The organism is Photorhabdus machadonis, from assembly GCF_052657765.1.
In genome coordinates this window covers 1,811,625-1,823,224 of record NZ_CP199761.1, presented here as the reverse complement: position 1 = coordinate 1,823,224, position 11,600 = coordinate 1,811,625, and the positions used below count along the sequence as shown (strand labels likewise).

The following is an 11,600-nucleotide window of genomic DNA, read 5'->3' as shown; positions in this document are numbered from 1 at the left end:
TTTGACAAATTAAATATCATAAAGGCGATAAATAAATCTGAATTTATTGATTCAATCTCTGATTAAGAACTCTATATGTCTTAAGAATATCTTGCTTACCCAATACATAACAAACTATTTCTCTATATTAATCATTAAATTAAAAAATATATTAGAAGTTAACCAGAAATTATAGAAAAGAAAAAGAAAAAGAAAAAGAAAAAGAAAAAGAAAAAGAAAAAGAAAAAACATTATCATTACATTGACACGACAGCAGAAAATAACTTATATTAATCAATTGGTTATTTATAATATTCAAATGAAAAATAAGAAATTAAATATAAGCACCATTGCCAACAACAATATTAAAGCATTTAGAAAAATCATCATTAAATAATCCAATCATAACTCCCAATAATATATAATAAAATTACCAAGAATAATAATCACAATTAATATTGGCTAATATGACCATTATAACCACATTTAACGATAAAACAAATCCAGCAACATAAAACTTAAAATACATTGATATATGATGCCACTTTCTTATCAAAAGTGGCAATAATTACTCTCATTAAACTTCCATTATTTAAATTATTTTTTATAAAAAAATAAAATCCTCTGTAATAAAAAATGCAATAGAAAACGAAAATAAAAATAAAAATAAAAATAAAAATAAAAATAAAAATAAAAATAAAAATAAAAATAAAAATAAAAATATTAACAAATCGTTACTATAAATCCAATTATTTAAAGCAGCAAAAACCGCCCACCCCAACGCCGTAGCAAATGAAGTAATAACCCAATGAAAATCCATTTTCTGCATACCTTTCACCATGTTACTCCACTAATAACACCTGTCCTGTTTTCAGTTGCTTAACATTTGGCAACCAGAGCCTTCCCCAGCTACCGGTACAATGACATCCATAGACTTCTTTTATATTTTCTTTTACAAAAAATTCTCTGATCTTCAATAACTCTGTCGGTAATGCCCTCTTCAAATGCAGCCCACCTATTACTGCGCATACTTTATCCACACCGGTAATCATCTTAGCGTGATTAATTATTTCACAAATACCCGAATGACCACAGCCAATAATAATCACAAGCCCATTATCACTTTTCCAAATTAATGCACTGTCATCAAGTATATAATCATTAGCCCAAGAGCGCCTTCTAACTAAACCACAGGCTTTCCGATGATTACTTGCTATTTCACCTGAAAAAACAAATCGTTCACTTATCTTCACATGCGATTTTGTTAAACGAAAAAAGACTTTCTTTTTAATTCTTTTATTAATTTTACCCGATGTTTTTTTAAATCTTAAAGCAAGATTTTTAAACATAACACCATAATACTTCTCATTTAACGCATCGGGATGACATATTAATTTAGCATTATGGGGAAAATAATTAACACCACCTATATGGTCAGAATGACCATGGGAGATAACAATCCTGGATATATCATCAACAGATATTCCCATCCTGTTCGCATTCTCAAGATAGCTGCCATCTGGGCCGGTATCAAAAATTATCTTCTCTTCACCATCCTCAAGTAAAAGACTCAAACCCGGTTTAGCTATCAAATATGAGTCAGATGTTCTATTTTCAAGAAGTACAGTTATTTTTAATGACATGGCATATCCATTAGTTTTGTTGACGTAATGCATCTATTAAACGATACGGGTAACAATAGCATTGATTCACGTCAATAAAATAATGAAAGGCCATTATATCGTCACATTCTTATAAGCAGATCACAAATTATCGCTGCTCTGCCACAAGTTAATTCTTCAACATGAAATGATTATCTCCCCATTATATTTATTATCTTGCAATATTAACATGTGATTATTATATCTTGCTGTGCAACATATATTTACAGGTAGAAACAAGCATATTGTTTAAAACATAAAACTCTGAGAAAAATCATAAAAATAATTTAATAAAATAAACTAACACAACATTTATCAATATAAATCAATTTAATCATATTTTATCCAGAGTTCAGGTTAATTATCAAAATTTACATTAAGTTCAGCGCAGAATAATAGATTTTCATAGCCATGAAAAATATAATCAGCGAAGACAGTTTATTAACCAAGTGAATTTTAATCAGTAAGTAATCACGAATTTTCTGATAATTTATAATCATAACTATCCCTCCGTACCACAAGAAACTGATTATGAAAGCCATTGAGATCATAATCACTGAAATACTTATATTAGTATCCTGTGGTATGCTAACTGACACAGCGCTACTAATGAGTAAAATTGCTTTAGGATTATAGAGTTGCAATATAAATCCAGACTTAAATGTGCAGTCTCGCTTATCAGATAATGTGTTCAACTCAATATCGCTCATTGGTTTTATTCGAAATAATCGATAAGCTAAATAAATCAGGTATGTTCCTCCTAATATATAGAAAGCAGACAGTATTGCAGGTTCTTTCAAAACAAAAGTAAGCCCGCCTAACGCCAAAGTTGTGAATAATGAATTGGCCGTTGCAATACCGACTACACTCATCATTGCTACAGATTTTGAATACGTAACCGCATTTTTCATCGTGACCAAGAAACCTGGTCCAGGGCTAGCAATACCTACTAATAATATAGTACAGAAACTAATAATAAATCCTTGTTCACTACTCATATTACCCCACTAAATATTCAACATCTTTTTCATCATCGACACGGAAAATAATATGAGACAGCCGCTCCAATGCTGTTTTTTTTCTAAAACAAAATGAAATTTTATTAATCGATTGACTAATATCGATGAAACCTCCTATACCATAGAACTTACCACCGAGATGGGACACATTCACATTGCCATCCTTGTCAATTTCCCCGATCCCCAGTACAGCATGATCAATGTCTCCATTCCATATCCTTTTAAACATAGCGGCCTGAGAGAAAACTTTTCTGCCATTTTTGCATATACCAAATCCCTCGCCATCGTAGATAATTTCTCCTTTAACACCGGATTCAATATACGCCGTAAACGTTTTGTCTTCCTCTCTACGCTTTATATGATTAATTGCTGGAACTGGAAGGCCAATACCCACAACCAGTTTTCACCATTGCTAATCCTGGCAGATAACTGATATGAAATGCTCTCCGACACCAGGCATGTTCGCGATAAATTTCCACAATAGTAATGATACCTGTTTGGCAGATAAGAAATACAATGCGACGATGAAGGTGCAATAAAGACCTCATCAAATACATTCCTATAGCAAAAACTACTGCAACGTTTAATCACTTTATCCGGTAGCTGGATAGCGATTCTCGCTTTCCTCAACCGAGCCGATTTTATGCATTGTTCTATATCAAGATCTATAGGCTTGGTCTGTGACTGCTCCTCACCGTAAACGGCGAGGCTTTCCACTTCTCAGGCCGCAACTGTTGGTGCAACGGATTTACGCAGGCCTCCATGAGCAGAGACGACGTGTCCCGCTGCCTGTAATTCAACTATCCCTTTTTGCCGGATGTTGATAGCCGCATTGATGCCGCAGTCATGTTCTACCGCGCATTCAGGGCATTGCCAGCGCCGTTTATGCAGCAGCATTTCCGACATCTTGTCACCACAACCATGACACCTTCTGGAACTGGCGTACCACTGATCGAGTTTCACCACATAAACGCCTTTTTGTTCCGCTTTGTATTCCCGCCTGCTAGGGATACGCGATTTTTTCACCCGTGGATTTAGATAGAACGATAATCCAACAAATCCGAGAAGCTTTTTTATCCGCAGCCAAACGGCTTGAAATTGAGATACTGGAAATGGACGGAGAAGCTGATCACGTTCACGTATTGGTGGCTTATCCACCCAAATTGGCAATCAGTGTACTGGTTAATAATTTAAAATCAGTCAGCCGCCGCCATATCAGAATTTTAAATACGCATTTATCTCGTCAGTCAAAAACCCGTGCACTATGGTCACGTTCTTATTTTGCATGTAATGCAGGTGGCGCAACGATTGAAACGTTGAAAACCTATGTCAGATCGCAGGAAACCCCTCGTTAGCTCGCCCTTCTATCGCCGCCCGATTGGGCGACGGTTTACGGGGCAATTGCTAAATGGTCACTTATTCATTACCGGAATATTCCCCCGTAACCAACTGCCTAATTTACGCTGATAAAATGGCTGTGTATGCTGAATCAAATAATGGCTGATACCACGTTCCTTTTCATCAACCAGGCAGAAGTCAATCGGTTCTGCTTCGGAGGTGTATTCGCAGGCAATACCGCCTGCTTCCTGAATTAGCTGTTCAATCTCATCCTCCATGCCATTCATTTCCAGCCCAATTAATAAATTGGGTTTCTCATCCACATTTTTATCATGGGCTTGAATGATAAAAGCACGACGAATAGGTTTACGCTGACTAAATAAACTGATCAAAGCTTCAATGAGCTGCGAAGGATATTCTTCCGGCTGGCTAAGTGTTATCGCGCTGCCACTTGGCACATCAACTTCAACCGAAACTAATTCATTTAATGAACTCATAAAAATCTCCAATCAGTTTTTTTATATAAAATGGATTTATTTCGCTTTCACCAACAACAAATTAGCAATCGAACGAACCCCATAACCTGTTGCACCCGCCGACCAATGCTCTACCGCAGATTTACGGTAAGTCGCAGAGCAGTCAATGTGAACCCAGCCCTTTTGGTATTCTTCCACAAAGTGAGACAGGAAAGCCGCCGCAGTACTGGCACCGGCAGTATGTGATGGGGCAGCAATATTGTTCAAATCAGCAAAATTCGATGGCAATTGGCTACGGTGGAATTCAGCCAGTGGCAAACGCCAAAACAATTCATTCTCAGATTCTGATGCAGCCAATAAATCAGCCGCCAGTTTATCATCAAAGCTGAATACACAGTGATAATCATTACCCACAGCCATTTTCGCTGCACCAGTCAGGGTGGCTGCATCAATGATTAACTTCGCTTTCTCTCTGCTAGCATCAATTAAACCATCAGCCAGCACTAAACGACCTTCTGCATCCGTATTCATGACTTCAACAGATTTACCATTACGGTAACGGATAATATCACCCAGTTTAAAGGCATTACCACTGACCATGTTATCCGCAATACAGAGGAACAGTTTAACGCGCTGTTTCAGGCCACGGCTGATTGCCAATGCCAGCGCACCCGCCAGCGTTGCCGCTCCGCCCATATCCGATTTCATGGAATCCATAAAAGAAGATTGTTTCAGGCTGTAGCCACCGGTATCAAATGTGATGCCTTTACCCACCAAACAGGCGAATACCGGCGCGTGTGGGTTGTCAGTCGGGTTGTAATCCAGCGCCAACAATATCGGATCACGGGAAGAACCACGACCAACAGTATGGATACCAGCATAACCTTGTTCACGTAAATCTTCGCCTTTGGTAATGCGATAAGTTACCGCTTCACCAGCAACGCCACACATCAGGTCAATAGCACGCTTCGCTAATTGTTCCGGCCCAAGCTCTTCCGCTGACATATTGATGGTGTCACGCACCCAATCAATAATTTTAATTCTGCTTTCCAATTCTTGTTTTTCAGCCGCCGGCAATTGAGGCCATTCAATAGAACGGTTGCCTTTTGGCGCACGGAAGCCTTGCCAGAATGCCCAACTTTTTTCTAAATCCCAGCCTTCGCCAACCAAAGCTACATGACGAATTCCCTGACCATCAATTTTACGCCCGGCACGTTGAACCGCACCCAATTTGCCTTTACCCGTCAGATGAATCGTCATCCCTTGCTCACTCGAACTAATCAGCGCTTTTTCACCCCAGCATGCTGCTGCTGGCTCATAAGACAGTGTTATTGGCATGATTTGTTTAGTCATTCTTTCTCACCTCTTATTATTCACCGCTTGATGGCAGCCAGGATTCTATTCAGACTTCCACCCATATAATTATTCGTCTGCCAGATATTAACCCTATAAAAAAACTGGCTAAAGCCAGTTTTTCATTAAAGCTCAGACTACCTTAAAACCGTGACAGATAAATAACAAATTAATGCTATTTGTTACTCAAACTCATCCAGCCAGACCAAAAGAATCGCTTCCAAAACTTTTTCATTGGATTTTTCAGGCACATCATCAAAATCATCCAGATCACAAATCCATTGGTGCATATCAGTAAAGCGAACCGTTTTTGGATCCAAATCAGGAAATTTGTCAAACAGCGCTTCACCGATTTCACGGCTATCAGACCATTTCAGGTTCATTGATATTCTCCTGCCAATCAGTGCTCACGGGCATGGTTAATGGTGTATTTTGGAATTTCGACAACCAAGTCTTCGTCCGAGACTCTGGCCTGACAACTCAGACGACTTTCCGGTTCGAGCCCCCAAGCTTTATCCAGCATGTCGTCTTCCAGTTCAGAACTCTCATCCAGTGAATCGAAACCTTCACGAACGATACAGTGGCAAGTGGTGCAAGCACAGGATTTTTCACAAGCATGCTCAATCTCAATCCCATTGCGCAATGCAACATTCAGAATGGATTCCCCTTCTTTGGCTTCCAAAATTGCGCCATCAGGGCAAAGATCGTTATGAGGTAAAAATATAATTTTCGGCATAATTAAATCTCGTCCACAGAATGGCCCGCCAACGCCCGACGAACAGATGAATCCATCCGGCGTGCAGCGAATTCCTGCGTTTGCTTATCCAGTTGTTTAATTGCGTTCTCAATCTCTTCAGGATCACTCCCCTGAACGCTTTTTATCAGTGTTTCTACGGCAGTATCAATCGCCGCGTGTTCTTGTGCATTCAGCAGATCGGCATCTTTTTCTAACGCACTGGTGACACTTTCCAGTACCCGCGCCGCTTCTACTTTTTGTTCTGCCAGTTTGCGCGCATTGATATCTTCCTGAGCATTCGCCATAGAATCTTTTATCATGCGGGCGATTTCTTCATCAGACAAACCATAAGACGGTTTCACCTGAATGGAGGCTTCTACACCCGTGGATTTTTCCAACGCGCTCACGCTCAACAAGCCATCAGCATCCACCTGGAACGTGACCCGGATATGAGCGCCACCCGCCGGTAATGGCGGAATACCACGCAGGGTAAAACGGGCCAGTGAACGGCAATCACTCACCAATTCCCTTTCCCCTTGTACCACATGCATACTCATCGCACTCTGGCCGTCTTTGAAGGTCGTGAATTCCTGCGCTCTTGCAGCCGGAATGGTTGTATTGCGTGGAATGACTTTTTCAACCAAGCCCCCCATCGTTTCCAGCCCAAGTGACAACGGAATAACATCCAGCAGCAACATGTCACTATCCGGTTTGTTACCCACCAAAATATCCGCCTGAATTGATGCACCGACAGCAACAACTTTATCAGGATCAATGGCAGTCAGTGGTTCACGGGCAAAAAATTCGCCAACCCTATGACGAACCAACGGTACACGGGTTGAGCCCCCCACCATCACCACTTGTAAAACTTCGTCCGCAGAGACTTCAGCATCTTTCAATGCCCGGCGGCTTGCCAGCAAAGTCCGTTTTACCAACGGGGTAATCAGTGCCTCAAATTCGAGACGGGTGATTTTTCCCTGCCAGCCGGTAATGTCTATCTCTGCAACATCAGCATCACTCAAGGCGATTTTCACCTCGGTGGCAACATCCAATAGCTGGCGTTGCAGACGATGGTCATCACGATTGCCAATACCCGCCTGTTCACGGATCCAATCAGCCAGTATCGCATCGAAATCATCCCCACCCAGTGCGGTGTCACCGCCGGTTGCCAGCACTTCAAAGACACCACGGCTTAATCGGAGAATGGAAACGTCAAATGTACCGCCACCTAAATCATAAACCGCGATAACCCCTTCCTGACCAGAATCCAGCCCGTAGGCAATCGCAGCGGCAGTGGGTTCATTAAGCAGACGCAGAACATGTAATCCGGCTAAACGCGCGGCGTCTTTTGTTCCCTGACGCTGGGCATCATCAAAGTAGGCTGGAACAGTGATCACAACCCCATCAAGCTGACCATCCAGTGTTTCTTCTGCACGCTGTGCCAACAATTTAAGAATTTCAGAAGAAACCTGAATAGGATCGACCAAACCCGTCACCGTATTGATTAACGGCAGACCGTTTTCACTCGCCTGAAATTGATAAGGAAGATTTGGGTAACGTTGCTGAATATCAGCCAGAGAACGCCCCATCATGCGCTTCACAGAACTGATGGTATTAACCGGATCATGCGCCGCCTGTCGACGGGCCTGCCAGCCAATTTCAATACCCTTTTCATGGTAGTGGACAACAGAAGGAAGCAGATAACGGTTTTCGCTATCCATCAGTGTTTCCGCTTGCCCACTGCGCACAGTGGCAACTAATGAATGCGTCGTGCCTAAATCAATACCGGCAGCTAAACGACGTTGATGTGGTACAGCGGATAAACCCGGCTCGCTGATTTGTAATAAAGCCATATACGCTTTCCTTAAAAGTCGTCCAGTAAACGTTCTTCCAGTTGTTCAACCTGCTGCTGCAATTTATCCAGAAAACGTAATTTACGAACGGTATCGGCCGCCTGTTCCCACTGCTGGTCATTCAATTGTTGTTCCATTTGTTGACTGCGGGTTTTAATCATCCCGTTCAGACGTTCAGCGAAATCAGCCAGTGCCGCTTCTGCATTCGCTTTACTTTCAATCAATTCCAACTCTTCCCGTAACATGAGCTGTTCCATCAGAAAAGTGTGGTCATTCATGGTGTGCTGCTCATTGGCTAAATCAAAACCATGCAAAGAAAGCATATATTCAGCGCGTTTCAGTGGATGTTTGAGTATCTGATAGCCGTCATTGATAGTCGCTGCCTGCTGCAAAGCCAGCGTTTTTTCACGCTCCGGCTGATTAGCAAAGCGATCAGGATGAAACTGACGCTGCAATTCCTGATAACAGTATGTCAGCTGTTCACGGTCAATAGCATAACGAGCCGGCAGCCCGAATAAAGTGAAATAGTCCATAATCTAAACTTACTCTGGATTTGGCCGAAAAACGGAATTAAACGTTAAAACTTTCTCCACAACCACATTCGCTGGAAACATTCGGGTTGTTGAATTTAAAGCCTTCGTTAAGGCCCTCTTTAACAAAATCCAGTTCTGTACCGTCGAGATAGACCATGCTCTTGCCGTCTATAATAACTTTGACGCCCTTCTCTTCAAACACGGTGTCGTCTTCATTAATCGCATCGGCAAACTCAAGCAGATAGGCCATGCCTGAGCAGCCTGATGTTCTGACACCAAGACGTAAGCCGACGCCTTTTCCACGGTGGCCCAGGAATGACGAAACGCGTTGTGCAGCACTTTCTGTAAGGGAAATTGACATACAACAACCTCACTTTTTAAAACCAGCAATGGCGGATACTGGATGATATATAACAACCAGTATCCACCAAATTCATGTTCTATTTTCTTATTATCAAGGGCAATTACTTGCCCTGGCGCTTACTTTTATAATCGGCAATAGCCGCTTTAATGGCATCTTCAGCCAGAATAGAGCAGTGAATCTTCACGGGTGGCAATTCTAACTCACCTGCAATTTCAGTATTTTTGATCGATTCTGCCTGCTCCAGAGATTTGCCCTTCATCCACTCAGTGACTAAAGAGCTGGAAGCGATTGCAGAACCGCAACCGTAAGTTTTAAAACGCGCATCTTCAATAATACCTTCATTATTGACTTTGATTTGCAGTTTCATGACGTCACCACACGCAGGAGCACCGACCATGCCGCTGCCAACCGTTGGATCTTCATTATCAAAAGAACCGACGTTACGTGGGTTTTCATAGTGATCAATTACTTTTTCGCTGTAAGCCATGATGTTATTACTCCTGAAACCGTCTGATTAGTGATGAGACCATTCGATACTGTTAATATCCACACCTTGTTTGAACATTTCCCACAGTGGAGAGAGTTCACGCAGGCGGCCAATAGATTTGTGAATCAGTTCAATGGTGTAGTCGATCTCTTCTTCCGTGGTAAAGCGCCCTAAAGAGAAACGAATAGAACTGTGTGCCAGTTCGTCATTCATACCCAGCGCACGCAATACGTAGGAGGGTTCCAAGCTGGCAGACGTACATGCAGAACCAGAGGAAACCGCCAGATCTTTTAATGACATCATCAGTGATTCGCCTTCAACATAGTTGAAGCTGACATTCAGAATCTGCGGTGCACCATGTTCCAAGTCGCCATTAAGGAAGACTTCTTCGATATCTTTGATACCCTGCCACAGGCGTAAACGCAGGCCACGCAAGCGCTGAGATTCACTTTCCATTTCCTGCCCGGCAATACGGTAAGCTTCACCCATACCGACAATCTGGTGAACAGGCAAAGTACCGGAACGCATACCACGTTCATGACCGCCACCATGCTGTTGACCTTCAATACGAATGCGTGGTTTGCGGCGAACATACAATGCGCCAATCCCCATCGGCCCATAAATTTTATGCGCAGAGAAAGACATCAGATCCACTTTCAGTTTGGTCAGGTCGATAGGTAATTTACCTACGCTCTGAGTCGCATCAACATGGAAAATGATACCGCGGCTACGGCACATTTCGCCGATAGCGGCGATATCCTGCACCACACCAATTTCATTGTTAACATGCATGATAGAAATCAGAATGGTGTCATCACGCACTGCGGCTTCCAGATCGTTTAAATCAATCAGTCCATTGCTCTGAGGTGCCAGATAAGTGACTTCAAATCCTTCACGCTCTAACTGACGGCAAGTATCCAGAACCGCTTTATGTTCGGTTTTGCTGGTGATGATATGCTTGCCCTTTTTCTGATAAAAATTAGCAGCACCTTTAATAGCAAGATTGTCAGATTCCGTTGCACCGGAAGTGAAAACAATCTCACGGGGATCGGCACCCACCAAATCAGCAATCTGATTACGGGCAATATCAACCGCTTCTTCAGCCTGCCAGCCAAAACGGTGAGAACGGGAAGCCGGGTTACCAAATACCCCGTCCATGGTCAGATAATGCATCATCTTTTCAGCAACACGCGGATCAACCGGTGTTGTTGCTGAGTAGTCTAAATAAATTGGTAATTTCATTACTCACATGCTCCCTACTTCTAATACTTCAATTCATCACAAGCTCTGCTTATGCGCGCAGATTAACATTAATTGTTTCTTGTGCTCTGCCGTGAGGTGCGCGGCGCTTATCGTTATCCTGGCGACCAGCAACGTCTAATACTTCCTGGTTATTAACTAATTCTTCTAAACTGATGCTACTCAGGAAACCGGTGATACGATCACTTAAATCGCGCCATAAAGTATGAGTCAGACAGCGATCACCGCCCTGACACCCTTCTCTGCCCTGGCAACGCGTCGCGTCTACCGATTCATCAACAGCGAAAATAACTTCAGCGACAACAATTTTCCCGGCATCTCTGCCCAATAAATAACCACCACCCGGACCACGGACACTTGAAACCAGACCATTTTTGCGCAAGCGAGAGAATAACTGCTCAAGATAAGAGAGGGAAATACCCTGACGTTCAGAGATGTCGGCCAGTGGTACCGGACCTTCTTGTGAGTGTAACGCCACATCAAGCATGGCAGTTACTGCATAACGCCCTTTAGATGTCAATCTCATAAATGATTACCCCGT

Annotated in this window: 14 protein-coding genes and 3 pseudogenes; 1 reads left to right on the top strand and 16 read right to left on the bottom strand. The window is 42.3% G+C overall.

The window, feature by feature from the left end; genetic code table 11:
* Positions 1–583: 583 nt before the first annotated feature.
* From ACUN2T_RS09030 to ACUN2T_RS09005, 6 genes and pseudogenes are all read right to left on the bottom strand, one after another.
* Positions 584–808, bottom strand: a complete 225-nt coding sequence (locus ACUN2T_RS09030) for a hypothetical protein (protein ID WP_445497182.1) — start codon at positions 806–808, stop codon at positions 584–586.
* 13 nt (positions 809–821) lie between these two features.
* Entirely contained in the window at positions 822–1,622 is an 801-nt protein-coding gene (locus ACUN2T_RS09025; RefSeq protein WP_445497181.1) for an MBL fold metallo-hydrolase, read from the bottom strand.
* A 389-nt stretch (positions 1,623–2,011) separates the two neighbouring features.
* Entirely contained in the window at positions 2,012–2,638 is a 627-nt protein-coding gene (locus tag ACUN2T_RS09020) for a LysE family translocator (protein WP_350306174.1), read from the bottom strand.
* 1 nt (position 2,639) lies between these two features.
* Positions 2,640–3,053, bottom strand: a complete 414-nt coding sequence (locus ACUN2T_RS09015; RefSeq protein WP_445497180.1) for a hypothetical protein — start codon at positions 3,051–3,053, stop codon at positions 2,640–2,642.
* A complete protein-coding gene (locus ACUN2T_RS09010) occupies positions 3,022–3,207 on the bottom strand; it encodes a hypothetical protein (protein ID WP_445497179.1) in 186 nt (61 codons plus the stop codon). The genes ACUN2T_RS09015 and ACUN2T_RS09010 overlap by 32 nt, the downstream gene beginning before the upstream one ends.
* Positions 3,208–3,379: 172 nt before the next feature.
* Positions 3,380–3,664: pseudogene (locus tag ACUN2T_RS09005) on the bottom strand (zinc ribbon domain-containing protein); the annotation flags it as partial.
* 29 nt (positions 3,665–3,693) lie between these two features.
* Between ACUN2T_RS09005 and tnpA the strand changes: the two are divergent.
* Positions 3,694–4,014, top strand: a pseudogene (tnpA, locus tag ACUN2T_RS09000) (IS200/IS605 family transposase); the annotation flags it as partial.
* Between the two features lie 57 nt (positions 4,015–4,071).
* Here tnpA and ACUN2T_RS08995 read toward each other — a convergent pair.
* From ACUN2T_RS08995 to iscR, 10 genes and pseudogenes are all read right to left on the bottom strand, one after another.
* A pseudogene (locus ACUN2T_RS08995) lies at positions 4,072–4,464 on the bottom strand (enhanced serine sensitivity protein SseB C-terminal domain-containing protein); the annotation flags it as partial.
* A 66-nt stretch (positions 4,465–4,530) separates the two neighbouring features.
* Positions 4,531–5,826 carry an aminopeptidase PepB gene (gene pepB, locus ACUN2T_RS08990; protein WP_445497178.1) on the bottom strand — a complete coding sequence of 432 codons (1,296 nt, stop codon included), beginning with the start codon at positions 5,824–5,826 and terminating at the stop codon, positions 4,531–4,533.
* A 182-nt stretch (positions 5,827–6,008) separates the two neighbouring features.
* Positions 6,009–6,209: a Fe-S cluster assembly protein IscX gene (gene iscX / locus ACUN2T_RS08985; RefSeq protein ID WP_445497177.1), complete on the bottom strand. Its 201-nt coding sequence runs from the start codon at positions 6,207–6,209 to the stop codon at positions 6,009–6,011.
* 17 nt (positions 6,210–6,226) lie between these two features.
* Positions 6,227–6,562, bottom strand: a complete 336-nt coding sequence (gene fdx / locus ACUN2T_RS08980) for an ISC system 2Fe-2S type ferredoxin (RefSeq protein WP_445497176.1) — start codon at positions 6,560–6,562, stop codon at positions 6,227–6,229.
* A gap of 2 nt (positions 6,563–6,564) precedes the next feature.
* Positions 6,565–8,415 carry a Fe-S protein assembly chaperone HscA gene (gene hscA / locus ACUN2T_RS08975; protein WP_445497175.1) on the bottom strand — a complete coding sequence of 617 codons (1,851 nt, stop codon included), beginning with the start codon at positions 8,413–8,415 and terminating at the stop codon, positions 6,565–6,567.
* 11 nt (positions 8,416–8,426) lie between these two features.
* A complete protein-coding gene (gene hscB, locus ACUN2T_RS08970) occupies positions 8,427–8,948 on the bottom strand; it encodes a co-chaperone HscB (RefSeq protein WP_445497174.1) in 522 nt (173 codons plus the stop codon).
* A gap of 37 nt (positions 8,949–8,985) precedes the next feature.
* The gene (gene iscA, locus ACUN2T_RS08965) at positions 8,986–9,309 is read right to left on the bottom strand and encodes an iron-sulfur cluster assembly protein IscA (protein WP_350306165.1); all 324 of its coding nucleotides are present in this window, start codon (positions 9,307–9,309) and stop codon (positions 8,986–8,988) included.
* A 103-nt stretch (positions 9,310–9,412) separates the two neighbouring features.
* Complete coding sequence (gene iscU, locus ACUN2T_RS08960) at positions 9,413–9,799, bottom strand: Fe-S cluster assembly scaffold IscU (RefSeq protein WP_445497173.1); 387 nt, start codon at positions 9,797–9,799, stop codon at positions 9,413–9,415.
* Between the two features lie 27 nt (positions 9,800–9,826).
* The gene (locus ACUN2T_RS08955; RefSeq protein WP_445497172.1) at positions 9,827–11,041 is read right to left on the bottom strand and encodes an IscS subfamily cysteine desulfurase; all 1,215 of its coding nucleotides are present in this window, start codon (positions 11,039–11,041) and stop codon (positions 9,827–9,829) included.
* Positions 11,042–11,090: 49 nt separating this feature from the next.
* On the bottom strand, positions 11,091–11,585 hold the full coding sequence (gene iscR / locus ACUN2T_RS08950; RefSeq protein WP_445497171.1) for a Fe-S cluster assembly transcriptional regulator IscR: 495 nt from the start codon (positions 11,583–11,585) through the stop codon (positions 11,091–11,093).
* Between the last annotated feature and the right edge of the window lie 15 nt (positions 11,586–11,600).

What these genes read in the sequence shown, in the direction of transcription:
- ACUN2T_RS09030 (WP_445497182.1), bottom strand. Translation starts at nt 808, where the DNA reads ATGCAGAAAATGGATTTTCATTGGGTTATTACTTCATTTGCTACGGCG.
- ACUN2T_RS09025 (WP_445497181.1), bottom strand. Translation starts at nt 1,622, where the DNA reads ATGTCATTAAAAATAACTGTACTTCTTGAAAATAGAACATCTGACTCA.
- ACUN2T_RS09020 (WP_350306174.1), bottom strand. Translation starts at nt 2,638, where the DNA reads ATGAGTAGTGAACAAGGATTTATTATTAGTTTCTGTACTATATTATTA.
- ACUN2T_RS09010 (WP_445497179.1), bottom strand. Translation starts at nt 3,207, where the DNA reads ATGAGGTCTTTATTGCACCTTCATCGTCGCATTGTATTTCTTATCTGC.
- pepB (WP_445497178.1), bottom strand. Translation starts at nt 5,826, where the DNA reads ATGACTAAACAAATCATGCCAATAACACTGTCTTATGAGCCAGCAGCA.
- iscX (WP_445497177.1), bottom strand. Translation starts at nt 6,209, where the DNA reads ATGAACCTGAAATGGTCTGATAGCCGTGAAATCGGTGAAGCGCTGTTT.
- fdx (WP_445497176.1), bottom strand. Translation starts at nt 6,562, where the DNA reads ATGCCGAAAATTATATTTTTACCTCATAACGATCTTTGCCCTGATGGC.
- hscA (WP_445497175.1), bottom strand. Translation starts at nt 8,415, where the DNA reads ATGGCTTTATTACAAATCAGCGAGCCGGGTTTATCCGCTGTACCACAT.
- hscB (WP_445497174.1), bottom strand. Translation starts at nt 8,948, where the DNA reads ATGGACTATTTCACTTTATTCGGGCTGCCGGCTCGTTATGCTATTGAC.
- iscA (WP_350306165.1), bottom strand. Translation starts at nt 9,309, where the DNA reads ATGTCAATTTCCCTTACAGAAAGTGCTGCACAACGCGTTTCGTCATTC.
- iscU (WP_445497173.1), bottom strand. Translation starts at nt 9,799, where the DNA reads ATGGCTTACAGCGAAAAAGTAATTGATCACTATGAAAACCCACGTAAC.
- ACUN2T_RS08955 (WP_445497172.1), bottom strand. Translation starts at nt 11,041, where the DNA reads ATGAAATTACCAATTTATTTAGACTACTCAGCAACAACACCGGTTGAT.
- iscR (WP_445497171.1), bottom strand. Translation starts at nt 11,585, where the DNA reads ATGAGATTGACATCTAAAGGGCGTTATGCAGTAACTGCCATGCTTGAT.